Source organism: Brevundimonas sp. 357 (assembly GCF_003938605.1).
Lineage (GTDB): Bacteria > Pseudomonadota > Alphaproteobacteria > Caulobacterales > Caulobacteraceae > Brevundimonas.
Genome location: NZ_RHWX01000015.1, coordinates 20,143 through 43,922 on the forward strand (window position 1 = coordinate 20,143; position 23,780 = coordinate 43,922).

20 protein-coding genes and 1 tRNA gene are annotated in these 23,780 nt (G+C 68.5%); 13 read left to right on the forward strand and 8 right to left on the reverse strand.

All coding sequences use genetic code 11. The annotated features are described in order from the left end of the window. The first annotated feature begins 110 nt into the window (after nt 1-110). The 9 genes from EGK63_RS13290 to EGK63_RS13330 all read left to right on the forward strand — a co-directional run bounded on the left by EGK63_RS13290 (nt 111) and on the right by EGK63_RS13330 (nt 13,744). Nucleotides 111-818, forward strand: a complete 708-nt coding sequence (locus tag EGK63_RS13290) for a response regulator (protein ID WP_125901887.1) — start codon at nt 111-113, stop codon at nt 816-818. Beyond that, nucleotides 815-2,170, forward strand: a complete 1,356-nt coding sequence (locus tag EGK63_RS13295) for an ATP-binding protein (RefSeq protein ID WP_125901888.1) — start codon at nt 815-817, stop codon at nt 2,168-2,170. The genes EGK63_RS13290 and EGK63_RS13295 overlap by 4 nt, the downstream gene beginning before the upstream one ends. A 546-nt stretch (nt 2,171-2,716) precedes the next feature. After that, complete coding sequence (locus EGK63_RS13300) at nt 2,717-3,058, forward strand: hypothetical protein (protein WP_125901889.1); 342 nt, start codon at nt 2,717-2,719, stop codon at nt 3,056-3,058. 57 nt (nt 3,059-3,115) lie between these two features. Further along, nucleotides 3,116-4,369, forward strand: a complete 1,254-nt coding sequence (locus EGK63_RS13305) for a TolC family protein (protein ID WP_125901890.1) — start codon at nt 3,116-3,118, stop codon at nt 4,367-4,369. Further along, nucleotides 4,369-5,541 carry an efflux RND transporter periplasmic adaptor subunit gene (locus EGK63_RS13310; protein WP_125901891.1) on the forward strand — a complete coding sequence of 391 codons (1,173 nt, stop codon included), beginning with the start codon at nt 4,369-4,371 and terminating at the stop codon, nt 5,539-5,541. Before EGK63_RS13305 ends, EGK63_RS13310 begins: the two co-directional genes overlap by 1 nt. Before the next feature lie 12 nt (nt 5,542-5,553). Next, nucleotides 5,554-8,775: an efflux RND transporter permease subunit gene (locus tag EGK63_RS13315; protein WP_125901892.1), complete on the forward strand. Its 3,222-nt coding sequence runs from the start codon at nt 5,554-5,556 to the stop codon at nt 8,773-8,775. Continuing rightward, nucleotides 8,772-9,380, forward strand: a complete 609-nt coding sequence (locus EGK63_RS13320) for a cation transporter (RefSeq protein WP_125901893.1) — start codon at nt 8,772-8,774, stop codon at nt 9,378-9,380. Before EGK63_RS13315 ends, EGK63_RS13320 begins: the two co-directional genes overlap by 4 nt. Before the next feature lie 114 nt (nt 9,381-9,494). Continuing rightward, nucleotides 9,495-12,053 carry a TonB-dependent receptor gene (locus EGK63_RS13325; RefSeq protein ID WP_125901894.1) on the forward strand — a complete coding sequence of 853 codons (2,559 nt, stop codon included), beginning with the start codon at nt 9,495-9,497 and terminating at the stop codon, nt 12,051-12,053. Between the two features lie 11 nt (nt 12,054-12,064). Further along, nucleotides 12,065-13,744 (forward strand): alkaline phosphatase, encoded by a 1,680-nt coding sequence (locus tag EGK63_RS13330; protein WP_125901895.1) that lies wholly within the window; start codon nt 12,065-12,067, stop codon nt 13,742-13,744. Between the two features lie 66 nt (nt 13,745-13,810). Here EGK63_RS13330 and hmpA read toward each other — a convergent pair whose 3' ends face one another. Both hmpA and EGK63_RS13340 read right to left on the reverse strand, forming a co-directional pair. Further along, nucleotides 13,811-15,013, reverse strand: a complete 1,203-nt coding sequence (gene hmpA / locus EGK63_RS13335) for an NO-inducible flavohemoprotein (RefSeq protein WP_125901896.1) — start codon at nt 15,011-15,013, stop codon at nt 13,811-13,813. A 54-nt stretch (nt 15,014-15,067) separates the two neighbouring features. After that, a complete protein-coding gene (locus EGK63_RS13340; protein ID WP_125901897.1) occupies nt 15,068-15,388 on the reverse strand; it encodes a DUF1971 domain-containing protein in 321 nt (106 codons plus the stop codon). A 124-nt stretch (nt 15,389-15,512) separates the two neighbouring features. On the opposite strand from EGK63_RS13340, the gene EGK63_RS13345 reads away from it, so the two are divergent. Then, the gene (locus EGK63_RS13345; RefSeq protein WP_125901898.1) at nt 15,513-15,962 is read left to right on the forward strand and encodes an Rrf2 family transcriptional regulator; all 450 of its coding nucleotides are present in this window, start codon (nt 15,513-15,515) and stop codon (nt 15,960-15,962) included. Here the strand turns inward: EGK63_RS13345 and EGK63_RS13350 are convergent. The 3 genes from EGK63_RS13350 to EGK63_RS13360 form a co-directional block, all read right to left on the reverse strand. After that, nucleotides 15,938-16,426 carry a redoxin domain-containing protein gene (locus tag EGK63_RS13350; protein ID WP_125901899.1) on the reverse strand — a complete coding sequence of 163 codons (489 nt, stop codon included), beginning with the start codon at nt 16,424-16,426 and terminating at the stop codon, nt 15,938-15,940. The two genes, EGK63_RS13345 and EGK63_RS13350, sit on opposite strands and share 25 nt — an antisense overlap. A 32-nt stretch (nt 16,427-16,458) precedes the next feature. Next, a tRNA-Cys gene (locus EGK63_RS13355) sits at nt 16,459-16,532 on the reverse strand. Between the two features lie 63 nt (nt 16,533-16,595). After that, on the reverse strand, nt 16,596-18,035 hold the full coding sequence (locus tag EGK63_RS13360; protein ID WP_125901900.1) for a PLP-dependent aminotransferase family protein: 1,440 nt from the start codon (nt 18,033-18,035) through the stop codon (nt 16,596-16,598). 117 nt (nt 18,036-18,152) lie between these two features. On the opposite strand from EGK63_RS13360, the gene EGK63_RS13365 reads away from it, so the two are divergent. The 3 genes from EGK63_RS13365 to pdxY all read left to right on the forward strand — a co-directional run bounded on the left by EGK63_RS13365 (nt 18,153) and on the right by pdxY (nt 20,590). Continuing rightward, nucleotides 18,153-18,389 carry a thioredoxin gene (locus EGK63_RS13365; RefSeq protein WP_125901901.1) on the forward strand — a complete coding sequence of 79 codons (237 nt, stop codon included), beginning with the start codon at nt 18,153-18,155 and terminating at the stop codon, nt 18,387-18,389. A gap of 114 nt (nt 18,390-18,503) precedes the next feature. After that, complete coding sequence (gene glyA, locus EGK63_RS13370) at nt 18,504-19,772, forward strand: serine hydroxymethyltransferase (RefSeq protein ID WP_125901902.1); 1,269 nt, start codon at nt 18,504-18,506, stop codon at nt 19,770-19,772. Between the two features lie 17 nt (nt 19,773-19,789). Continuing rightward, entirely contained in the window at nt 19,790-20,590 is an 801-nt protein-coding gene (gene pdxY, locus EGK63_RS13375; RefSeq protein ID WP_125901903.1) for a pyridoxal kinase, read from the forward strand. Between the two features lie 6 nt (nt 20,591-20,596). Here the strand turns inward: pdxY and EGK63_RS13380 are convergent, their stop codons facing one another. Genes EGK63_RS13380 through alr form a run of 3 tightly spaced genes read right to left on the reverse strand, consistent with a single transcriptional unit; the run spans nt 20,597 to nt 23,690 of the window. Next, nucleotides 20,597-21,754: a DegT/DnrJ/EryC1/StrS aminotransferase family protein gene (locus EGK63_RS13380; RefSeq protein ID WP_125901904.1), complete on the reverse strand. Its 1,158-nt coding sequence runs from the start codon at nt 21,752-21,754 to the stop codon at nt 20,597-20,599. Between the two features lie 41 nt (nt 21,755-21,795). Continuing rightward, nucleotides 21,796-22,557 carry a YggS family pyridoxal phosphate-dependent enzyme gene (locus tag EGK63_RS13385; protein ID WP_125901905.1) on the reverse strand — a complete coding sequence of 254 codons (762 nt, stop codon included), beginning with the start codon at nt 22,555-22,557 and terminating at the stop codon, nt 21,796-21,798. After that, nucleotides 22,554-23,690: an alanine racemase gene (alr, locus tag EGK63_RS13390; protein WP_243637693.1), complete on the reverse strand. Its 1,137-nt coding sequence runs from the start codon at nt 23,688-23,690 to the stop codon at nt 22,554-22,556. The genes EGK63_RS13385 and alr overlap by 4 nt, the downstream gene beginning before the upstream one ends. Nucleotides 23,691-23,780: the final 90 nt, after the last annotated feature.

Sequence of the window (23,780 nt, forward strand, 5' to 3'; positions counted from 1 at the left end):
ACTTCGGCGGGAGAAAGTTGTCGCAAGTGTGTATCTTGAGGTTGTCTGATCCGTAATGCCTTGCGGGTCGATGGACACAATCGCGATACATTCACGGGGGACAAGATAGGATGACGTTTAGTGACGCGAGAATTCTCGTCGTCGATGACGATGCCGGCATCCGCTCGGGGATATCCGATTATCTTTCCGGCTTCGGTTTCCGTGTCGGCGTCGCCGCTGACGGAGTGCAGATGGACCAACACCTGGCGTCCGAGCCGGTGAATCTGGTTGTCCTGGATGTGATGATGCCAGGCGAGGACGGGCTGTCGATCTGCCGCCGTCTCAGTAATCGCGGCATCCCCATTCTCATGCTCAGCGCTCTGGGTGATTCCGCTGATCGGGTGGTGGGGCTGGAACTTGGGGCGCTGGACTATCTTCCCAAGCCGTTTGAACCCCGGGAATTGCTGGCGAGGGTTCGTGCTCTGCTGCGCCGTCCATCCTCAGATGCGATCAGCGCGATGTCGCGGACACGCCTCTATCTCGGCTGGCGGTATGACGGGGATAGCCGTCGTCTGACGCGCCCCGATGACAGTAGCGTTGTTCTGTCGTCGGGACAGGGCGCGCTGTTGAAGGTGTTTCTGGATCGCCCCGGCCGCTTGTTAAGCCGCGACCAATTGATCACATTGACGCGGGGAGGCGAGGCTGATGTCTTTGATCGCTCTATTGATCTTGCTGTCAGCCGGTTAAGGCGGTTGCTCGGCGATCATGGCGTGACGCCGCTAATCGAGACCATTCGAGGTGAAGGCTACCGCCTGAAGCCTGAACGGGAAGGCTTGTGATCGTCTGGCTGCGTTCGATTACGGGTCAGGTTTTCGGGTTGGCGCTTGTCTGCGTACTGACGACCCTGGGCGTCGGACTGTTCGTAACAGTCATCATGCCCCCGCCTCCACAGGCCTCCATGCGGGTGCGGGATGTCGCCCAGGCGGTGAAGACCGGACAGGGAGGCGCAGAGTTGGCGATCCGGACGATGTCCATGCCTGCGGTCGCGCCGCAGACCACTGCGCAGCCCGCGCCGATCATCGCTGAGGGTCTGGCCCATGCCCTTGATCTGGACCTTGCCGATGTACGGGTGACGATGAAGTCCAACGAAAGCCGAGGCTCCGGCACAAATCTCACTATCCTCAATCTTCCGCCAGGAACCCTGATGGCCGGCGCCCCTCCGCCCTCGGTCGCCGAACTCGTTGCGACAAGCGACATCACATTCCCGCCGTTCCAGGCGGCCGTGAGGCGTGGTTCAGAGTGGGTCGTCGTTGCGCCGACGTCGTCCTATCTTTCAGTCTGGCATATGAAGCTCGGTCTGGCCTTCCTGGCGGCGGCGACCATCCTGGCGATCCCCACGCTCTGGTTGGCGCGTATCTTCACCCGCCCTCTGCGCAAACTCGCCGCAGCGGCTGAGGCGATCGATTCCGGACCCAATGCGCCGTCCTTGCCTATCGGGGGCCCGACCGAAATCCGGACCGCTGCAACGGCCCTGCGCGCCATGCAGGAGCGTCTGAACGCCAATCTTGAGCAGCGGACCCAGATGCTCTTCGCCATTGCCCATGACCTGCGGACGCCGTTGACCAGTTTGAAGTTGAGACTGGAGGGCGCCGGTCCTGGCCTGAAGCGGGTGATGGGGCCGGAGATTCTTAGGATGCAGGCGATGATCGACCAGTTGCTGCAGTTCGCAGCGCGGCCGGCCTCAAAGAGCTTCGAGACGCTGGATCTGGCGGGGCTTGTGCGGCAGGCGGCCGATCGTCAGCCGAACTGTACGATTGTCGTGCACTCGCCCGAGGTTCTGATCTTTTCAGGAGATCCCCTCGATCTCTCTCGCCTGCTGGACAATGTGTTTTCCAACGCAGCAAAATTTGGCGGGCCCGGCCCCGTTCATGTCCATCTTGATCAGACCGGCGCGCAAGCGCGCCTGGTCGTCCGGGATGCAGGGCCGGGGATGCCGGACGATCAACTCACTGATGTGCTGGAGCCCTTTGTTCGGATCGAACGATCAAGGAGCGCCGAGACAGGCGGCGTCGGGCTGGGTTTAGCCTTGGCCAAAGCGGTGGTGGAGCGGCACGGCGGGTGGATTTCCTTATCAAATGCGAAGCCGCATGGTCTCATTGTCTCGATCCATCTGCCTCTTGGCCGCGGATGAAGCGCTTCGATATAGGCGATAGCGGTTGCGACCTGCGGCATTGAAGGAACGGCAGGTCGGTTGCGAATGCCATATCGGCAATCGGCGTCGGGACGAGGGCGCATCGGTCGTTTGAGGGTTTCATGCGAATTGCGTCATTGGCCTCGTCGCGCGTGTGAAGGTTACGCGCGGGCGTCACGTCACCCTCGTGCCGACATGAAGGCGTAACGCGGACCGCCTTGTTTGGCAGGGCCGTAACGATCTTAGCTCGAAGATGATGTCGTCGTGCGCGGCCGGGCGACCTTGTGCGGTTCGGCGGGATCAACGCTCGGGGCAATGACAGGCTGTCTGGTTTGGGCGCATTTTCTTTTGGGAAGTCGAGCGCTGCGCATGTTTTTGCTTCCGACGTACTTGAATGAGAGTTGGCGGCGTGAATTGGATTTCAGATACTTGTTGATTTCGACAACATGTGTTTGCTGACGTGTTATAACTTATCGTTTTGGTGATTTTTGATGTATTGTTACTCCGTAACATTGTAATTGGGTTGGCGGATGCTAGATGGGCTGAATGGCTCGTCGGTTCGCCCGATCTCGATGGTTTCTCGCGTTCGTCGCGATGCTCCTGTCCCTGTGCGTCTTGGCGCCGGTGGCGGATGCGGCGACGTGCGCAGTCGAGTTTGATCCGTCTCATGTCGTCGCGGTTGTGGAGACGGGCGATACGCATCAGGACGACGCTGGCGCTGCGCACGGAGCCTGCAGTCACGGCCATTGCCATCATGGCGTGAAGGCGCCGACGGACGTTTCTGTCGAGACGGCGGCCGATTTCGGCGGTCTGCGTCGTTTGCTCGAGCCTGACCAGACGTTGGCGTCCGTCTCGCTCGATGGCCTGAAGCGACCGCCCAGAACCTGACGGGATTCCGCGCGCCCTGTCGCGCGTCTCGTGTCAGATTTTCTGGGAAAGTAAACCATGCATCCCCCATTTCGCCTGCCGCCGCGCTCTGCGGCCGGTTGGGCGCTGGCCGCGCTTGCGGCCCTCCTCGCCGGCCCCGTCTGGGCTGATCCGGCGCCGTCCTACGCCGTTCTGCTGAAGCAACTCGGCCAGACGCCGGCCGCCGTCGAAGCGGACGCCCTGAGCGACGCCGCCGAGGCGCGAGTCCGTCAGGCCCGCGTCCGGCCCAATCCCAACCTGTCCATCGACCTCGAGAACGTGATCGGGTCCGGTCCCTATTCCGGTCTCAGCGCGGGCGATCTCAGCCTGGCGTTCAGCCAGAATCTGGAGCTGTGGGGCCGCCGCCCCGCAAGGGTGAACGCCGCCCGCGCCGATGCCGGTGCGGCGGCGTTGCGCCGCGACCTGACCGTGGTCGACACGGCCGGGCGATTGGCCCTGATCTACGCCGAGGCCGAGGCGGCCCAGCGCCGCGCCGCCCTGGCCGAGGAAGCGCTGACCCTGGCCGTGGCCGACGCCCGCGCGGCCCTGGCTCTGGTCGAGGAAGGGCGCGAACCCCTGCTGCGCGGCATCCAGGCCGAAAGCGAGGCCGCCGCCGCCCGCGCGAGCCTCGATGAAGCCAAGGCCGAGCGCGACGCCGCCTTCGCCCGCCTGAGCGCCGTCGCCATGCTGCCGACGCCCGTCACCTCGATCGAGGCCGGGCTGCTGGATGCGCCGACAACGCCGTCCGCGCGGTCTGAACGTGACGCGCCGACGGTGCGGGTGGCCGAGGCCGAGGCCACGGCGGCCGAGCGCCGCATCGATGTCGAGCGCATCAACGGCCGCCCTGACGTCACCGCCAGCGTCGGCGTGACCCGCTTCGGCGAGAACGATCAGACGGCCATGACCTTCGGCCTCAGCCTGCCCTTGCCGCTGTTCGACCGGAACCGGGGCAACATCGACGCCGCGCGCGCCGAGCACCGGGCCGCCGAGGCGCGGGTGATGCAGGCGCGCCAGGACGCCGGAGCCGACCGAGCCGCTGCCAGAGCGCGTCTGGCGTCTTCGGCCAGCCGGGTGTCGGCCGCCGATGCCGGCGTGACCTCGGCCGAGGAGGCCTATCGCCTGTCGCGCATCGGCGCCGAGGCCGGGCGCATCTCGCAACTGGAGCTGCGCACCGGACGCGCGGCCCTGATCAACGCCCGATCCGCCGCCGTCGACGCCCGCATGGCGCGCGTCCGCGCCGAAATCGATCTGGCGCGCCTGGAAGGCCGCGCCCCCTTTGAAGGAAGCCGCTGATGCGTAAGCTGTCATCGAACAAGAAAGTCCTGATCGCGGGCGCCGCCGCCGTCGTCCTGCTCGGCGGCGGGATGCTGGCCCTGACGCTTAGCCGATCCGATCCGCCCGTCGCCGAGAAGGCGGAGACCGAGGCGGAAGGCGAAGCCGCCGAAGCGCCCGAGGGCGTGGTCGAACTGACCGCCGAACAGCTTCAGGCGGCGGGCATCTCGGTCGTCGCCGTCTCGCGCGGCGGGGGCGGCGAGACGCGCCTGTCCGGCCGGGTCGAGGCCATGGTCGACGCGCGCGCCGCTGTCGGCGCCGTGGTCGGCGGCACGGTCGAGCGGGTGCTGGTGGCGCCGGGGCAGGCGGTACGCGCGGGCCAGCCCCTGGTCAGCCTGGTCAGCGGCGACGGCGCCGCCCTGCGCGCCGAGATCGACGCGGCCTCGGCCGCCGCGACCGCCGCGCGTCAGGCGCATCAGCGCAACCGCAACCTGGCCGATCAAGGCGTCGTCGCGCGTCAGGAAGTCGAAGCCTCGCAGGCTCAGGCCGCCAGCGCCGAGGCTCTGGCCCGCGCCGCGCGGGCGCGGGCGGCGGCGGCGGGCTCGCCCAACGCCTCGGGCCGAATGAGCGTCGTCAGCCCCATCTCGGGTGTCGTGACCAACGTCCAGGTCGGCCCCGGCGGCTTCGTCGCCCAGGGCGCGGTCGTGGCCGAAGTGACCAATCCGGCGCGGGTCGAGCTGGTCTTCAACGCCCCGCCGCAGCTGGCGGCCCAGGTGCGCCTCGGCTCCCATGTTCGCGTCACCGGTCCGCAGGGCGAGTTCAACGCCCTGGTCACGGGCGTCGCCGCCGACGCCGGATTGCAGGACAGCGGCGCGACCGTGATCCGCGCCCGGTCCGAAGGCGGCCGCCTGCCGCCCGCCGGATCGCCCATCACCGGCGCGGTCGTCACCGAGGGCCAGTCCGGCAGCGCCCTGACCGTGCCGTCCGAGGCGGTGCAGACGGTCGACGGCGCCACGGTGGTCTTCGTCCAGGCGGACGGCGGCTTCCGCGCCCAGCCCGTGCTGGCGGGTCGTCAGGCCGGAGGCTCCACCGAGATCCTGCGCGGCCTGACCGGGAGCGAAAAAGTCGCGGCGACCAACGCCTTCCTGCTCAAGGCCGAACTGGCCAAGGGCGAAGCCGAGCACGGCCACTAAGGGAGGGCGATCATGTTCAAAGCGATCATCGAGGCGTCCGTCCGCTTCCGCTGGTTCATCGTTCTGGCCACGACCCTGGTCGCGGCCTGGGGCCTGTTCCAGCTGACCAAGCTGCCGATCGACGCCGTGCCGGACATCACCAACCGCCAGGTGCAGATCAACACCGTGGCCCCGGCCCTGGCCCCCGAACAGATGGAGCGTCAGGTTACCTACCCGCTGGAAACAGCGATGGCGGGCATTCCGGGAATCCAGAGCACCCGCTCCCTGACCCGCAACGGTTTCAGCCAGGTGACGGTCATCTTCAGCGACGCCACCGACATCTACTTCGCCCGCCAGCAGGTGGCCGAGCGGATGGCCCAGGCGCGCGAGAACCTGCCAGAGGGCGTCGAACCGGCCCTGTCGCCCATCACCACCGGCCTGGGCGAAGTCCTGATGTGGACGGTCGATCTCAAGCCTTTCGACGCCAAGACAGCGCGCGCAGGCCGACCCGGCTGGCAACCCGACGGCGCCTATCTGACGCCCGAGGGCGAGCGGCTGGACACGCCCCAGACGCGCGCCACCTATCTGCGCACCGTTCAGGACTGGATCATCGCGCCCCGGATGCGGACCGCCCCCGGTCTGGCGGGCGTCGACGTCAACGGCGGCTATGTGAAGGAATACGCCGTTCGCCCCGATCCGGCGCGACTGGCCGGCTATGGCCTCAGCCTGAATGATCTGATCCAGGCGCTGGATCGCGCTAACACCCAAGCCGGCGCGGGCTATATCCAGCGCGCGGGCGAGGCCCTGACCGTGCGCACCGACGCCCTGGCCCAGACCGTCGAGGATCTGGCCCAGGCGCCTGTGGTCAACCGCAACGGTCTGGTCGTGCGGGTCGTTGATGTGGCGACTGTCGAGATCGGCCAGGCGCCGCGTCTGGGCGGGGCTAGCCGCGACGGCCATGAGGCGGTCATCGGCACCGCCCTGATGCTGGCGGGCGAGAACAGCCGCACCGTGGCCCAGGCTTCCGCCGAACGGCTGGAGCAGATCAGCGCCAGCCTGCCGCCCGACATCGTGGCCGAGCCGGTGCTGAACCGCAGCGCCCTGGTCAACTCCACCATCAAGACGGTGGCCAAGAACCTGACCGAGGGGGCGCTGCTGGTCATCGTCGTGCTGTTCCTGCTGCTGGGGAACATCCGCGCGGCGACGATCACGGCCCTGATGATCCCGATCAGCTTCCTGTTCGCGGTCATCGGCATGAACCGCTTCGGCATCAGCGGAAACCTGATGAGCCTCGGCGCCTTGGACTTCGGTCTTCTGGTCGACGGCGCCGTGGTGGTGGTCGAGAACACCCTGCTGCGGCTGGGCCAGAAGCGCGCCGATCTGGGCCGCGCCCTGACCCGCCACGAGCGGCTGGGCGTCGCCGCCGACGCCGCGCGTCAGATGGTCAAGCCCGCCGCCTTCGGCCAGCTGATCATCCTGCTGGTCTTCACCCCCCTGCTGATGCTGGAAGGGGTCGAGGGCAAGACCTTCATCCCCATGGGCGCCACGGTCATGCTGGCCCTGGTCGGCGCCTTCATCTTCTCCTTCACCTTCGTCCCGGCCATGACGGCCCTGCTGGTCAAGGAGCCCAAGACCGTCCACGTCGATGAGAACGGCGAGGCGGAGGAGCACGAGACCTTCCTGCTGCGCCGCGCGCGCCGCTGGATCGAACCGGCCATCCGCGCCGCCGTTGCGCATCCCAAGACGGTGCTGGCCTCGGCGTTCGGGGCCCTGCTGGTCGGCGCCCTGGCCTTCACCCTGCTGGGGCGCGAGTTCATCCCGACGCTGGACGAAGGCGACATCGCCATGCAGGCGCTGCGCGTGCCCTCGGCCTCGCTGGAGCAGTCCCTCGCCATGCAGATGGCGCTGGAGCGGGCCATTAAGGCCCAGCCTGAGGTGAAGACCGTCTTTTCGCGCACCGGCACGGCCGAGGCGGCGGTGGACCCCATGCCGCCGAACATCTCAGACGCCGTCATCGTGCTGAAAAAACGCAAGGAATGGCCCGATCCGCGCCTGCCGAAGGAAGAGCTGATCGCCCGTATCGAGAAGGCCGCGTCGACCCAGTTGGGCAACGCCTTCGAGTTCAGCCAGCCGATCGAACTGCGCTTCAACGAACTGATCTCGGGGGTCCGCACCGATCTGGCGGTCATGGTCTATGGCGACGACTTCGCCAAGCTCCAGGCGACGGCGGATCAGGTGGCCAACGCCCTGCGCGACACGCCCGGCTCGGCCGACGTGCGGGTAGAGCAGGCGTCCGGCCTGCCGACCCTGACGGTCAGCGTCGACCGCTTCGCCGCCGCCAACTACGGCCTGTCGGCGGCGGATGTGTCCGAGGCTGTCTCAGCCGCCATCGGCGGCGCCGAGGCGGGTCAGATCTTCGAGGGCGACCGCCGCTTCGACGTGGTGGTCCGCCTGTCGGACGCGGAGCGTAATGATCCCGCCGCCCTGAACGCCCTGCCCGTCACCACGGCGAGCGGCGTGACCATCCCCCTGTCTTCGGTCGCCCGCATTCAGGTGAAGGAGGGCCAGAACCAGATCAGCCGCAACGACGGCAGCCGCCGCATGGTGGTTCAGGCCAACGTGCGCGGCCGCGATCTGGGCGGCTTCGTCGCCGACGCCCAGAAGCAGGTGGACCAGCAGGTCCAACTGCCCGCGGGCTATTCGCTCAAATGGGGCGGGCAGTTCGAGAACCTGAAGCGGGCCGAGCAGCGGCTGGGCCTGGTCATCCCCGTGGTCTTCGTCCTGATCGGCATCCTGCTGTTCATGGCGTTGGGCTCCTTCGCGGAGGCGGGGCTGGTGTTCGCCTGCGTGCCGTTGGCCCTGGTCGGTGGGGCGCTGTCGCTGTTGCTGAGGGGGATGCCCTTCTCGGTCTCGGCGGCGGTCGGCTTCATCGCCGTGTCGGGCGTGGCGACCCTGAACGGTCTGGTGCTGATGCAGGCCATCCGCGAGCGGTTGCAGGCGGGGCAGACGCCGCGTGACGCGGCCTTGCTCGGCGCCTTCAGCCGTCTGAGGGCGGTGCTGACCACGGCTCTGGTCGCCATCGTCGGCTTCATCCCCATGGCCATCGCCACCGGGGCCGGGGCCGAGGTGCAGAAACCCTTGGCCACCGTGGTCATCGGCGGCCTGTTGACGGCGACCGCCCTGACGTTGCTGGTGTTGCCGACCTTCGCGGCCAAGGCCGTCAAACACCGCAAGGCGGAAGGCGTGGAAGAATGAGCGGATCGCATCATGGAGAGGGGCTTCAGCGCCGCACCCTGCTGATCGTGCTGGTGTTGAACGCCCTACTGTTCGTCGTGCTCGGACTCGGCGGCCTGTTCGCCGAGTCCAGCGCCCTGCTGGCCAACGCCGCCGACAACGGCTCGGACGCCATCGTCTATCTGATCAGCTTCCTGGCGGTCGGGCGGGCGATGGCGTGGAAGCGCGGCGCCGCCCGGCTGTCGGGGATCATGCTGCTCATCTTCGCGGCCGGGGTGCTGGTCGACGTCGGGCGGCGCTGGATCGTCGGGACCGAGCCGGTCGGCTGGACCATGATGGGCCTGGCCGTCATCGCGGCGGTGGTGAACCTGATCTGCCTGATGCTGATCCGGCGTCAGGGCAGCGACGACGTCAACATGCGCGCGGCCGAGACCTTCAGCTTCAACGACTTCGCTTCGAACGGCGGCATCCTGGTCGCCGGGGGTCTGGTCATGGCGCTGAACCAGGCGTGGCCGGACCTGGTGGTCGGGCTGATCGTGGCGGCCATCGCGGTGAAGGGCGGGATCGACATCCTGCGCGACGCCGCCGCCGAGGACGTGTCCGAACCGTTGGAAGATACGCCGTAGGGCGAGTGAATTTCGCGCATCCGCCGTCGCAGCTTCATTGGGCCGTGACGGCGGCGTCGCGCCCGCGACATTCAGCGTCTTTAGGTCTGCCCTGCTTTCTCAGGGGGTAAGACCATGAAGCCGATCAGCCTCAAGCGTGGATTTTTGGCGGGCGTCGCCGTCGCGGGCCTGATGGCGGCGGGCGCCGCCCATGCCCAGAGCGTTTCGTCGGGCGAGACGACGACCGCCGTGGACGACATCGTGGTGACAGCCCAGCTGCGCGCCCAGGATCCGATCGAGGTGCCCTTCGCCCTGACGGCCTACAGCGGCGACTTCCTGGAAAACCTGGGCGTGCAGGAGTTCGACCAGCTGTCGGCCTTCGTGCCGGGCTTCCTGGTGCAGAACCAATCGCCGAACAATCCGGGCTTCGTGATGCGCGGCATCACCTCGGACTCGGGCGCCGCCACCGCCGAGCCGCGCGTGTCGGTGTTCCAGGACGGGGTGTCGATCTCCAAGTCGCGCGGCTCCTATGTCGAACTGTTCGACATGGAGCGGGTCGAGGTGGCCAAGGGGCCGCAGTCGACCCTCTATGGCCGCGGCGCCCTGATCGGCGCGGTCAATCTGGTGCAGAACCGCGCCCGTCCGGGCCAGTTCGACGCCGGCGCCCGCATCGAGGCGGGCGATCTGGACTATCGTGCGGTCGAGGGTTTCGTGAACGCGCCCGTCGGCGAGACCGGCGCCCTGCGCCTGGCGGCGCGGATGAAGACGCGCGGCGGCACGGTCGAGAACCTGCTGGGCGGCGAGGACTATAATTCGATCGAGACCAAGGCGCTGCGCCTGTCGGGCGCCTGGGCGCCGACCGACAATCTGCGCGCCGATCTGATCGCCAACTATCAGACGGATTCGGCCAGCGGGACTTCGTTCAAGTCGATCGCCTATGATCCGTTCGACCCGAGGACGGGCGCCTCCCTGGGCGGGCGTGCGCCGTGGGACGGCGCGGCCTTGACGCCTGGAGCCGATTTCGACGGCGGCGTCGGCCTGGGTCTGGATCGCGAGGTCTGGGGCGTGACGGGCCTGGTGAAGTGGGATCTGTCGCCGTCGCTGACGCTGAACTCGACCACGGCCTATCGCCAGTTCGACTCGACCGAGGTGTTCGATCCGGACGGCACGTCGCTGCCGCTGCTGACGGCGGCCGAGCACGCCTATGGCGAGCAGTGGAGCCAGGAGTTCCGCCTGAACTTTGACAACGGCGGCCGCTTCTCTGGCTTCGTCGGCGCGGGCTATTTCAGCGAGGAAGGCTTCCAGCGGATGCCGACCCAGTTTGATGAGCGCCTGGCCCTGCTGCAACTGGCGACGCCGCTGGGCGATCAGCGGCTGAAGATGTTCTACGCCGCGCCGACGCCGTTGCTGATGGGCGGCATCCTGCAGTCCATGCTGCCCGCCGCAGCGCATCCGCTGATCCCCGGCATCGTCGGCAATCTGAAGCCCGCCCATATCGAGACGGCGACCAACCGGGCCGACCTGACCTCCTATGACCTGTTCGGCGACCTGACCTTCAAGGCGACCGATCGTCTGGAGTTCTCGGGCGGGGTGCGCTGGACGCGCGACGACAAGACGACGGGCTATTCCGCGGCGGTGCTGAACGGCCGCTCCATCGCCGGCGGCCTGGTGGCGGTGCAGACGCTCGGCGTGCAGGCGCAACGCCTGGCCCAGGCCGGCGATCTGGCCGGCGCCCAGCGGCTGCAGCAGCAGATCACGGCCATCCTGACGGGCCTGGCCACGCCGGGCGCGGCCAATCTGCCCGTGGCTTCGGGCCTGCCGCTGTTCGGCGTCACCGCCCAGCCGACCGCCAATAACGGCGACCTGATCCAGGCGGATCACGAGGACGACGGCTTCACCTGGCGTCTGACGGCGCGCTACGCCCTGTCGGACGACGCCAGCCTGTACGCCAACTATGCGCGCGGCCGTCGCCCCGAGGTGCTGGAAGTGCGCGGCCCGTCCGTTCCGCTGGGCGCCCCGACCTTCGAGGTGATCCCCGCCGAAACCGTCGACAGCTTCGAGGTCGGCTACAAGACGGCGCTGATGGATCGCCGCCTGCGGCTGGACGGGGCGGTGTTCCACTACGCCTACGACAACTTCCAGACGACCGAGCAGGACGGCGCCCGCTTCGTCACCGTCAATGCGGGCAAGGCCAACGCCTATGGGTTTGAGGGCCAGGTCGCCTTCGCGGCGACGTCGACCTTCGATCTGTTCGGCACCTACGGCTACAACCACTCGCGCTTTGACGGGGGCGCGCGCGACGGCAACCGCTTCCGCCTGTCGCCGGACCACATGGCCTCGATCGGCGCGACGTGGCGTCTGCCGGTCGAGACCGGGACCATCGAGGTCCAGCCGACCTACACCTGGCAGTCCAAGGTCTTCTTCGATGACGACAACGACCGCCCGGAGCTGCAGACCGGCAACTTCGTCGCCGACACGGTGCAGGACGAATATCAGGACGGTTACGGCCTGCTGAACCTGCGGGTGCGCTACGCCCCGTCGTCGGGGAACTGGGGCGTCGAGGCCTTCGGCGACAACCTCCTGGACGAGGAATACATCAAGGACGCGGGCAACACCGGCGATGCGCTGGGCCTGCCGACCTTCATCGCCGGACGGGGCGCCAGCTACGGCGTCGCCTTCACCCTGCGCTACTGAGGAACAGAGCCATGACCATGAACCGTCGCGGCCTTCTGGGCCTGTTCGGCGCGGGCGCGGCGGCGGGCTGCGCCACGGTTCCGACGGGCGAAGGCGTCGCTGTCGCCTTCGCCCACGGCGTGGCCTCGGGCGATCCGGCGACCGACCGGGTGATCCTGTGGACGCGCGTCACCCCGGCGGACGGCCAGGCCGGGCCGGTCTCGGGCGCCTGGCGCGTGCTGGACGGGCAGGGCGAACGGGTCGTCGCTTCGGGCCGGTTCGAGACGGGGCCTGAGCGCGATTATACGGTCAAGGTCGACGCGGCGGGCCTGCGCCCCGACCGCGACTATCGTTACGACTTCGCCGTGGGCGAGACGCGCTCGCCTGCGGGCCGCACCCGCACCCTGGCGGCGGAGGGCGCGGCGCCGGTCAATCTGGCGGTGGTGTCGTGCCAGCTGCACCCCGGCGGCCTGTTCAACGCCTATGAGGCGATCGCCGCCCTGCCGACCCTCGACGCCGTGGTCCACCTGGGCGACTACATCTACGAATACGGGGCGGATTCCGACGCCTATGGCATGGCGACGGGGCCGAAGCTGGGCCGCGTGCCCGAGCCGGCGCACGAGATCGTCTCCCTGGCCGACTATCGGCTGCGCCACGCCCAGTACAAGCGCGACGCCGACCTTCAGGCCGCCCACGCCCGCGCGCCCTTCATCTGCGTCTGGGACGACCACGAGACGGCCAACGACGCCTGGCTGCACGGCGCCGAGAACCACCAGCCCGAGACCGAAGGCGACTTCGCTCTGCGCAAGGCGGCGGCGCTGAAGGCCTATTATGAGTGGATGCCGATCCGCGAAGCCGCGCCCGGCGCGCTGAAGGAGGCGATTCACCGCAGCTTCCACTTCGGCGATCTGGCCAGCCTGCTGATGGTCGAGACCCGCCTGACCGGCCGCACCGAACCGCTGGCCTATGACAAGGATCTGACCGCCAAGGACGGGCCGGACGGCGAGCCGGTGCTGGACCTGGACGCCTTCCGCGCCAAGCTGAACGACCCCGCCCGCGATCTGATGGGACCGCAACAGCGCGACTGGCTGAAGCGCGAACTGATCGCCTCCAAGGCCAAGGGCCGTCCGTGGCAGGTGCTGGGCAATCAGGTCGTCATGGCGCGCGTGGCCGGTCCCGACGTGTCGCGCACCCTGACCGAGGCTCAGGTTCAGGGGCTGATGGCCCAGATCCCCGAAGCCTATCGCGACCAGTTCGAACAGGCCCTGTTCCTGTTCAAGATGGGCCTGCCGTTCAACCTCGACGCCTGGGACGGCTATCCGGCCGGTCGCGAGCGGCTCTACGCCGCCTTCGCGGAGGCGGGGGTGCAGCCCATCGTCCTGGCGGGCGACAGCCACGCCTTCTGGGTCAATGAGCTGAAGGACGCGAGCGGCGCGCGCCGGGCGGTCGAGTTCGGGACCAGCGCAGTCTCCAGCCCCTCGATCGGCGACGCCGTCGGCGGCTTCTCCCTGGGCGCGGCGCTGATGCAGGCCAATGACGAAGTGCGCTTCTGCGACCAGTCGGCCAAGGGCTTCATCCTGCTGACCCTGACCGAGGATCGGGCCGAGGCGGCCCTGATGCAGGTCTCGACCATCTTCGCCAAGCCGTTCGAGGTCACGACATTGAAGCGGGTTGGCGTGAACCGCGCCGATGGAGCGATCACGGGCGTCTGAGCGCCAGCTTCTTTTCTGGCCTGGCTCCGGTCCGCCCCGCCGTGCGGCGCGGACCGGATCACAGCCTCAGGCGGCGAGAATTTCGTCGGCCGGGCCGAAGAACTCATAGTGGATGCGGTCGGCCGGGACGCCGGCGTCGCGCAGGTCCGACACCAGGGCGCGCAGGAAGGGACGCGGGCCGCACAGATAGTAGTCGGCCTCCTGGATCGGCGTCTGCTGGCTCAGCCAGGCGCCGGAGATGCGCCCCGCATGGTCATGGCCGTCGCCGTCATTGGCGGGCGCCTCATAGAAGACGGTGCTGCGCGCGCGCGGATGGGCCGCCGTCAGGGCGCGGATGTGCGGCCCCATGGCGTGGGCCCCGGCGTCATAGGCGCCGTGGACATAGTGGACCTCGGTGTCCGCCTTCTCGGCGACCAGGGCCTCCAGCATCGACACCATCGGCGTCAGGCCGACCCCGCCGGACAGCAGGACGACCGGGCGCGGCGGCGTCTCGGGCAGGAAGAAGTCGCCCGCCGGAGCCCCGACCTTCAGCACCATGCCGACGCGGGCGTTGTCGTGCAGCCAGCCCGAGGCCAGACCCTTGTCCTCGCGCTTGACCGAGATGCGATAGGTCACGTCGTTCGGAGCGCAGGAGATGGAGTAGTTGCGCTTGATCGGCGGATGGCCGGGGACATCGAACCAGAAGGTCAGATACTGGCCGGGCCGATGACGCAGAACCGGGCCGCCGTCCTTGGGCTTGAGCACGAAGGAGGTGATGACCGAGCTTTCGGGCCGCACCTCGACCACCTCGAAGGCGCGCCAGCCGTTCCAGCCGCCGTGGGCCGCCGCCAGGTCTTCATAGATGGCCGCCTCGCGGGTGATCAGGATGTTGGCCAGGAACCAGTAGGCCTCGCCCCAGGCGGTCATGATCTCCTCGGTCGCGGCCTCGCCCAGCACATGGGCGATGGCGCCCAGCAGGGCGTTTCCGACGTGCGGATAGTGTTCGGGCAGGATCTGCAGGCCGACGTGCTTCTGGGCGATGCGCTCGACCGCGGCCGCCAGGGCGCCCAGGTTATCGATGTTGGCGGCGTAGGCCAGGATGGCGCTGGTCAGGGCGCGCGGTTGCGATCCGGCGTCGCCGTGGTGCGACTGGTTGAACAGGTCGCGGATCTCGGGGTTCTGGAACATCCGCGAATACATCTCGCGGACGATGTCGAGGCCGTGGGCCTCGAGCGCGGGAACAGTGGCTTTGACAAGCGCGATCGTGCGCTCGCTGAGGGCTTGAGCCATCAGGAAACTCCTAGGCGTTGCGATGTGGAAGGGGAGGAAGGAGAAGGCTGCGCCCTAGCCGTCGGGCGGCCGGTCGTAGAAGTCGACGCGCGTCTTCATCGGCCCCAGAGGCTCGACGAAATGAACCTGCTGCGGTCCGATGCGGCCCGGCGTTCCGGGCTTCAGGACGGTGGACATGTGCGGGTCGCTATAGGTCAGGCGAACCTCGCCCTCCAGCACCTGAATCAGGCCCCAGGTTCCGGCCTTGAGGCTGTGTTCGGACCGCAGGGCGGGGGGCAGGGTGGCGGCGTCGAACACAGGTGTGGAGCGATAGGGCGCGGGCGGCGAAGCGCCGCCCGTCGGCTGTGGTTGCTGGCTATGCGAGCGGCCGTTCATCGCCTTCGCTCCATTGATGCATTGATAATGCATCTATAGCTCGCGTTTGAAACATGCAACGAGGATGCATATAATTTTCTGCGGCGCGATGACGCGCTGATTGTCGAGGCTCCTGAGAGGCTGAATGCGCCTGACGCGCTACACCGACTACGCCATGCGGGTGCTGCTCTATCTGGGGGCGCGCCAGGATCGGCTGTGCTCGATCGCCGAGATCGCCCAGGCCTACGGCATCTCGCAGAACCATCTGATGAAGGTGGTCAGCGACCTGGTGAGCGCGGGTTATCTGGTCAGCGTGCGCGGGCGGTTCGGCGGGGTGCGGCTGGCGCGTCCGCCGGATCAGATCAACGTCGGCGCCGTGGTGCGCCATACCGAGGACGGCTTTGATCTGGTCGATTGCGGCAGTTGCGTCATCGCCCCGGCCTGCGGCCTGACGGGCGCCCTGCATCAGGCCCTGGCCGCCTTCATGAAGGTTCTGGACGGCTACACCCTGGAGAATCTGCTCAGCCGCCGGATCGACATGGCGGGCCTGTTCGCCGCCGCGCCGGCGGCTCAGGAAGCGGCGAACGCCAGCTGACGCTCCAGCAGCAAGGCCATGATCTCGGCGCCCAGTTGCATGTCCGAGACCGGACCGAAACGGCGGGTGCGCATCCTCCCCTGCCGATCGACCAGCACCAGACTGGGCGTGCCCTGTAGGTTATAGGCGGTCATGGTTCGCGGCGCGGTCGTCGTTTCGGACGGCGCATCGACGGCGACGGGAAAACGGCAGCCGTTGTCCGTCAGCCATCGAGCCAGGCCCGCGCGATCCGACTGTTGCTCGTGATGTTCGAACACGCTGTGCACGCCGAGCACCACGACCTCGCCCGAGGTAAAGGTTTCGGCGACGCGGCGGGCCTGAGGCAACGCATAGTGCGAACACCCGGGGCACAGGCGTTGCAGAAAGACGATGCAGACCACCTTGCCGGCCAGGTCCGTCAGGCGCACCGGCTCCGGGGCGTTCAGCCATTCGGCGGCTTCGATCGGCGGTGCGGGACGAGGCATGGGCGGTCTCTTTGTCGATATCAGCGCGCCGATGGAGGCCGGACCTGGAATCGAACCAGGCTGGACGGATATGCACTCCGTCGCGTGACCGCTCCGCCATCCGGCCTTCGGCGTGTCGAGCTTCGATAGCAGGCGACGACCGACTTGGCCTCGGCCGGTTTGCACGTCTTCAAGGGGCCGGTTTCGTCGCGGTCAGCCGCTTTACCGCGCGTCGCAATTCATCGTCATCCAGGCTGGCGAAGCCCAGGCGGAAGGCGTTCAGCCTTTGCGCCGGGTCCAATTGCAACTGGCCGCCGTGGGTGAGCATCAGGCCCGCCTTTTCCGCGGCCGCGGCCCAGGCGGCGGCGTCGATGGAAGCGTTCACCTTCAGCCACAGGGCCAGGCCTCCAGCGGGGCGTTCGAACGTCGCCGCGTCGCCCAGTGCCTGGGCGATTTCGGTTGCGAGCAGGTCGCGGCGCTGTTCATAGATGCGGCGCGCCTTGCGCGCGTGACGGCCCAGGTCGCCTTCGTCGATCAGCTTGGCCAGGGCGTGTTCCAGCGGCACGTCGCCCTGCCTGTCCACGGCTTCGCGCAGCCGCGCCATGCGCGCCAGGATCGGCCGGGGCCCGGTCGCGTAGCCGATGCGCAGGGCCGGAGCCAGCAGCTTGGAGACCGAGCCGATGTGCACCACCCGGTTCTCCGCCTGGGCGCGGGAGGCCAGCGGCAGCACGGGGCGGCCCTCGAAGCGGTATTCGTGGTCGTAGTCGTCCTCGATCAACGTCAGGCCATGGCGGCGGGCCAGATCCAGCAGCCGCAGCCGCCGCCCGGCCCCCAGCGTCACCGTGGTCGGATACTGATGGTGCGGCGTGACATAGACGGCGCGGATCTCCGGGTCGCGCGCCAGCAGGGCCTCCAGCCGGTCGACGTCCAGACCCTGGCCGTCGACGGGGGCGCCGACCACGCGGGCGCCCGCCGCGCGGAAGGCCTGCCAGGCCAGCGGATAGCCGGGATCCTCGACCGCGATCGCCTGACCTGGCTCCAGCACGGCGCCCGCCGCCAGGAACAGGGCCATCTGGCTGCCTCGCGTCACCAGCACGTCGTCGGCGCCCGCCGTCAGGCCGCGCTCGGCCGTCAGATAGCGGGCCAGGGAGGCGCGCAGCGGCGGCGCGCCGCGCGGATCGCCATAGCCGGTCAGCATGCGCAGGCCCGCCGCCGACACCGCCCGGCGAAAGGCGCGCGCCAGTTCCGCGCCGGGCATCAGTCGGGCGTCCGGCGCGCCGTCCGAAAAGCGCAGGGGCGCAGGCGTCGCGCTCGGCCGCAACGGCGAAATCGGCGCCGCCTCGCTTTTGTTCCAGCCGCGGACGCCCAGGTCAGGCAGATCGCGCGCGACATAGGTGCCGCGCGACGCCTCGGCCGCCAGCCAGCCCTGCAGGATCAGCTCCTGATAGGCAGCATCGATCGTGTTCCGGTGCAGGCTTAGCGTCGCCGCCAGGGCGCGCGTGCCCGGCAGGCGGTCGCCCGGCTTCAGCCGCCCGCGCTCGATCTCGCGGATGATGGAGGCGGCCAGGTTGATGAAGATCGGCTGGGCCGGGTTGTCGATCAACTCGATGACGATGGCGCTTCGCCCCATAAACCGGCCTATCCATTTTGAATAAAGCGGCTCTTAGCGGCAGGCCGTCAGATGGGTATCCCACGCTCGATCCCGCACAGCAACACCGCTGTCGGACAGAGCGAAGGGATAGGCGTCATGGCCCGCAAAGCTGTTTTCTATCATGCCGGATGCACCGTCTGCGTCGATGCGGAGCAGCGTTTCGCCGGGGCGCTGAACCCGGCTGACTACGCCGTCGAGGTCGTCCATCTGGGCGAGGCGCCGGGCCGCCTGGATGAGGCTGAGGCCGCGGGCGTCAAGTCGGTGCCCGCCTTCGTCATCGACGGCGCCGTCTATCACATCAACCACGGCGCGGACCTGTCCGCCCTGCGTTGAACGACGTTCGGCCCTCGCCCTCTCCCCCGAGGCGAAGGCCGCTTGGCGGGTCGGCGTCCCTCCTCCTCAGATCGGCCCGACCCGCCCCTTTTTTATCTGACTGACGGAGACGGCATGACTTCCGAACTGGCGACGCGGGCTCTGGACCCGCAACTGGCCCAAGCCCTGATGCTGGAGCGCCAGCGCCAGCAGGACAGCATCGAGCTGATCGCGTCCGAGAACATCGTCAGCGCCGCCGTGCGTCAGGCGCAGGGCTCCGTCCTGACCAACAAATACGCCGAGGGCTATCCGGGCCGCCGCTACTATGGCGGGTGCGAGGCGGTCGACATCGCCGAGAAGCTGGCCATCGAGCGCGCCTGCACCCTGTTCGACACGGCCTACGCCAACGTCCAGCCGCACTCGGGCGTCAACGCCAACCTGGCCGTGCTGTTCGCCCTGATCAAGCCGGGCGACCGCATCATGGGGCTGGACCTGGCCTGCGGCGGCCACCTGACGCACGGCTCGCCGGTCAGCCTGTCGGGCCAGTGGTTCGAGGTCAGCGCCTATCGGGTGCGCGAAGACGACGACCTGATCGACTATGACGACATGGAACAGCGCGTTCTTCAGGATCGGCCGCGCCTGATCTATGCGGGCGGCTCGGCCTATCCGCGCCGCATCGACTTTGCCCGGATGCGCCAGATCGCGGATCAGGTCGGCGCCTATCTGGTGGCCGACGTGGCCCACTACGCCGGGCTGATCGCGGCGGGCCTCTATCCCAATCCGACGCCGCACGCCCATGTCACCACCTCGACCACGCACAAGACCCTGCGCGGACCGCGCGGCGGCCTGATCCTGTGCAACGATCCCGAGTTGGCGCGGCGCATCGACAAGGCGGTCTTCCCCGGCACGCAAGGGGGACCGCTGATGCACGTCATCGCGGGCAAGGCGGCGGCCTTCCACGAGGCGCTTCAGCCGGACTTTGTCGAATATTCAAAGGCGGTGATCGAGAACGCGCGCGTGCTGGGCCAGACGCTGGCGGACGGGGGTCTGCGCCTCGTGTCGGGCGGTACGGACTGCCATCTGGTGCTGGTGGACTTGCGCCCCTTCGGCCTGACCGGCAAGGCGGCGGTCGAGGCGCTGGAGGATCATGGCCTGATCGCCAACAAGAACTCGGTCCCCTATGACACGGCCTCGCCGATGGTGACGTCGGGGCTGCGGCTGGGCTCGCCGTCCTCGACCTCGCGCGGGTTCGACGCCGAGGCTTTCCGCACGGTCGGCGGCATGATCCTGACCATCCTCAAGGGTCTGCGCGACGGCGATCTCGACAGCGCGGCGGTGAAGGCGCAGGGAAGAGAACTGACGCGGGCCTATCCGATCGCCGGACCGGCGCTGACGCCCGCTTAAGGAGGTTCCGAACGCGCGTGCGGGTCATCTCGATTCAAAGCCAGGTCGTCTACGGCCACGTCGGCAACAGCGCGGCGGTCCAGCCGATGCAGGCCATGGGGCTGGAGGTGGCGGCGGTGCCGACCACCCTGCTGTCCAATCACCCGCACTATCCGACCATGCGCGGCCGGATTCTGGAGACGGAATTGGTCGCCGACCTGTTGCTGGGGGTCGAGGAGCGCGACCTGCCGATGACGGCCGGAGCGGTGGTCACGGGCTATATGGGTTCGGCCGCCAATGCGGCGGCGACGGCGGGTTTCCTGCGGCGCTGGAAGGCGCAGAACCCCGCCCTGCTGCACATCTGCGACCCGGTGATCGGCGACGATGATCTGGGCGTCTTCGTCGCCGATGGCCTGATCGAACAGTTCCGCGACGAGCTGACGCCGATGGCCGACATCATCACCCCTAACCAGTTCGAGCTGGGCCGACTGGTCGGCGAACGGCCCGATACGGTCGAGGGGGTGATCGAGGCGACGCGCATCCTGAACGCGCGGGGAACCGGGCGGACGGTGGTGACGGGCTGCGTCCTGGCCGACACGGCGCCGGGCGAGGTCGAGACGGTGGCGGTCGACGGCGGCGTCGCCCATCGCACCTCCATCCCTCGCATCCCGATCCGGCCCAGCGGCACCGGCGACCTGTTCACCGCATACCTGACCGGCTGGCTGATGCGCGGCGAGGGACTGGCCGAGGCCGCCGCCCGCGCCACCGCCGGGGTCCAGACCGTTCTGCTGCGGACCCAGGCGGCGGGCGCTTTCGAGATGCGCCTGACCGAGGACTGAAAGCCCTCAGCCGAAGCCGGCGACGGCGGCGATCACCCGGTCCTGCACGGCCTCGTCCAGATAGGCGCTCATCGGCAGGCTGACGACCCGTTCGGCCTTGGCCTCGGTCACGGCCAGACCGCCGGGGCCGACCGGGTGCTGGCGATAGGCGGGCTGGCGGTGCAGGGGGATCGGATAATAGACGGCGGTCGGCACGCCCTCAGCCTTCAGATGGGCGGCAAGGGCGTCGCGGTCGTCATGCTCGACGGTAAATTGCGCCCAGACCGAGCGGCCGCCGGAAATGACGACCGGCGTCGCCGCCACACGACCGGCCAGCCCCTGCACATAGCGGTCGGCGATGTGGTTGCGGCGTTCGATCTCGTCCGGGAAGATCTTCAACTTCTCCAGCAGGACGGCGGCCTGCAACGTGTCCAGCCGTCCGTTCATGCCCAGGCGCGGGTTCAGATATTTGGGGTCGTGCGCAAAGCCCTGCGCCGCTGCATCCGCCGCCGTCGCCTGTCCGTGGACGCGCAGGGAAACGAGGTGATCCATCAGCGCCTCATCCTTCATCAGCACCGCCCCGCCGTCGCCATAGGCGCCCAGCGGCTTGGCCGGGAAAAAGCTCAGCGTGGTGGCGTCGACCCAGTGGATCGGGTGTTGGCCGTTCAGGGTGCAGCCGAACCCCTGCGCCGAATCCGCGATCAGCTTCAGCCCGTGTTTCTGGGTGATTTGTGACAGAGCAGGATAGTCCGCAGGCTGGCCGAACAGGTCCACGGCGATGACGGCGCGGGGCGTCAGCACGCCTTCGCGCTCGACCGCCTCGACGGCGGCGCGCAGGTGGTCGGGGTCGATCGTCCAGGTGTCGGGGCGGATGTCGACGAAGACCGGCGTGGCGCCCGCCAGCGCCACCACTTCGGCCGTGGCGGCGAAGGTGAAGGCGGGGCAGAAGACGGCGTCTCCCGGCCCCACGCCCCACGCCATCATCAGCAGCACCAGCGCATCCGTTCCATTGGAACAGGACAGGGCGTGGGGCGCCTGACCGAAGTCGCACAGGGCCTGTTCAAAGGCGCCGACCGCCGGGCCCATGATGTACTGGCCGCTGGCCGCGACCTCCATCAAGGCGGCGTCGATGTTCGCGCCGATGCGGCGGCGCTGGCTGAGAAGATCGATGAAGGGAATGGACACGCGGTTACTCCGGGGAGGGGAGGAAAATCAGGCCAACTGGCTCAGGCCAGACCGGGCCAGTAGTGGGCGTTCGGCGTCGGGCGCGGGCCGAAGATGGCCTGACCGACCCGCACCACGGTCGCGCCTTCGCGCACCGCCAGTTCGTAGTCGCCGGTCATGCCCATCGACAGGCCGGTGATGCGCGCGTCGATGCGCTCGGCCCTGTCGCGCAGGGACCGCAGCAGGGTGAAGCAGGGCCGCACCCGGTCGGGATCGTCGCTGAACACGGCCAGCGTCATCAGCCCCTGCGGCTTCAGCCGGGGAAAGGCTTCCAGCCGTTCGATGAAGTCCAACGCATCGTCGGGACGCAGGCCGAACTTGCTCTCCTCGCCCGAGGTGTTGACCTGGACATAGACCTTCATGTCGCGCCCGTCGGTCTCCAGCCGCTTGTTCAGCACCTCGGCCAGCTTGAGGCTGTCCAGCGCATGAAACTCGTCGGCCAGACGGGTCAGGTATTTGACCTTGTTCGACTGCAGATGGCCGACGACGTGCCAGCGCATCGACAGGTCGGCCATGGCCTCGGCCTTGTCGCGGGCCTCCTGCAGCTTGTTCTCGCCGAAGTCGGTGACGCCCGCCGCCCAGGCTAGTCGCAGAATCTCGGCCGGCACCGTCTTGGTGATGGGCAACAGGCGCACGCTGTCGATCGGCCGCCCGACCTGTTCGCAGGCGGCGGCGATGCGGCGATGAACCAGCGCCAGATTGGCGGCGAACCGCTCGCGCGGGTCAGGCCCGAAGCGTTCGAGGTTTTCAAGTGAAAGGGTCACGAAACATACTCCCGACACAGGCGACGGCCCAGCCGCGCGATGACTTCATAGTCGATGGTCGCGCCTTCCAGCGCCAGTTGTTCCGGCGTCCGATTGGGGCCGAGCAGCTCCACCTGATCGCCCGGTTTCAGCGCATCGGGCCGCAGGGCGCTGATATCCACCACCAGACTGTCCATCGAGATGCGCCCGGCGAAGGGCAGCAACCGCCCCTCGAACGCGGCGGCGCCGGTGGCCGACAACTGACGCGGCCAGCCGTCGGCATAGCCCACGCCGATGGTCGCCAGACGCATGCCCTTCGCCGCCGTGACGGCCCAGCCGTAGCCGACGCCCGCGCCCGCAGGCACGTCGCGGGTCTGGATGACGCGGCCCGTCACCTCGACCACCGGCTGCATGGCCTTGGCTGAGGGCGAGGCGTCCAGTCCGAACAGGGCGGCCCCGACCCGGCACAGGTCATAGTGATAGTCTTCGCCCAGCCAGCACCCGGCCGAGTTGGCCAGCGAGCGCTCAACGCCCTGCGGCGCGTGGGCCAATATGCGCTCGAAAGCCTGTCGCTGGCGCGCATTGCCCGCGTGGCCGGGGGTGTCGGCGACGGCCAGGTGGCTGAGGATCAGGCGCGGTTCGATCCAGCGGATCGGGCCCTCCGGGTCAAAGGCCCATGCGGCGTCCTCTAGCGGCAGGCCCAGCCGCGACATGCCGGTGTCGAACTGGATCGCCGCCGCCAGCGGCCGCCCGACGGCCCGGCCCAGACGCGCCCAGCCCTCCATCTGCTCGCGGCTGTTCAGCACCGGGATCGCCCCGGCGGCCAGGGCGGCGTATTCGGCGCCCGGCGCCAGGCCGTTCAGCACGAATAGTTCGGCGTCGGCGGGCAGGACGCGGCGCAGCTCCACCGCCTCGAACAGATGGGCGACGAAGAAGGCCCGGCATCCGGCGTCATAGAGGGCGGGCGCGATGCGGGCCGCGCCCAGACCATAGGCGTCGGCCTTGACCACGGCGGCGCAGGCGGCGGGGGCGATCCTGTCCCGCATGGCGCGATAGTTGGCGGCGACGGCGCCAAGGGAAACGCGAATCCGGCCGCCGCCGTGGTCGGATCGGCGGCCCGGCTGATCGGTCGGGAACAGGGCGAGGGCAGGCAAGGGACGGGAACTCTCACGGCGTCGGCTGACCGCCGACCTCCGCACCCTAGACGGCGCTGTCCCGGCCATTCCCCGCCACGTCGGCGCAGA

Excerpts from the sequence above, each read along its gene's own strand:
- hmpA (WP_125901896.1), bottom strand. The coding sequence starts at position 15,013 with ATGGCTCAAGCCCTCAGCGAGCGCACGATCGCGCTTGTCAAAGCCACT.
- EGK63_RS13315 (WP_125901892.1), top strand. The coding sequence starts at position 5,554 with ATGTTCAAAGCGATCATCGAGGCGTCCGTCCGCTTCCGCTGGTTCATC.
- glyA (WP_125901902.1), top strand. The coding sequence starts at position 18,504 with ATGACTTCCGAACTGGCGACGCGGGCTCTGGACCCGCAACTGGCCCAA.
- EGK63_RS13300 (WP_125901889.1), top strand. The coding sequence starts at position 2,717 with ATGGCTCGTCGGTTCGCCCGATCTCGATGGTTTCTCGCGTTCGTCGCG.
- EGK63_RS13320 (WP_125901893.1), top strand. The coding sequence starts at position 8,772 with ATGAGCGGATCGCATCATGGAGAGGGGCTTCAGCGCCGCACCCTGCTG.
- EGK63_RS13290 (WP_125901887.1), top strand. The coding sequence starts at position 111 with ATGACGTTTAGTGACGCGAGAATTCTCGTCGTCGATGACGATGCCGGC.
- EGK63_RS13340 (WP_125901897.1), bottom strand. The coding sequence starts at position 15,388 with ATGAACGGCCGCTCGCATAGCCAGCAACCACAGCCGACGGGCGGCGCT.
- EGK63_RS13310 (WP_125901891.1), top strand. The coding sequence starts at position 4,369 with ATGCGTAAGCTGTCATCGAACAAGAAAGTCCTGATCGCGGGCGCCGCC.
- EGK63_RS13330 (WP_125901895.1), top strand. The coding sequence starts at position 12,065 with ATGACCATGAACCGTCGCGGCCTTCTGGGCCTGTTCGGCGCGGGCGCG.
- EGK63_RS13345 (WP_125901898.1), top strand. The coding sequence starts at position 15,513 with ATGCGCCTGACGCGCTACACCGACTACGCCATGCGGGTGCTGCTCTAT.
- EGK63_RS13360 (WP_125901900.1), bottom strand. The coding sequence starts at position 18,035 with ATGGGGCGAAGCGCCATCGTCATCGAGTTGATCGACAACCCGGCCCAG.
- EGK63_RS13365 (WP_125901901.1), top strand. The coding sequence starts at position 18,153 with ATGGCCCGCAAAGCTGTTTTCTATCATGCCGGATGCACCGTCTGCGTC.
- EGK63_RS13305 (WP_125901890.1), top strand. The coding sequence starts at position 3,116 with ATGCATCCCCCATTTCGCCTGCCGCCGCGCTCTGCGGCCGGTTGGGCG.
- EGK63_RS13350 (WP_125901899.1), bottom strand. The coding sequence starts at position 16,426 with ATGCCTCGTCCCGCACCGCCGATCGAAGCCGCCGAATGGCTGAACGCC.
- EGK63_RS13325 (WP_125901894.1), top strand. The coding sequence starts at position 9,495 with ATGAAGCCGATCAGCCTCAAGCGTGGATTTTTGGCGGGCGTCGCCGTC.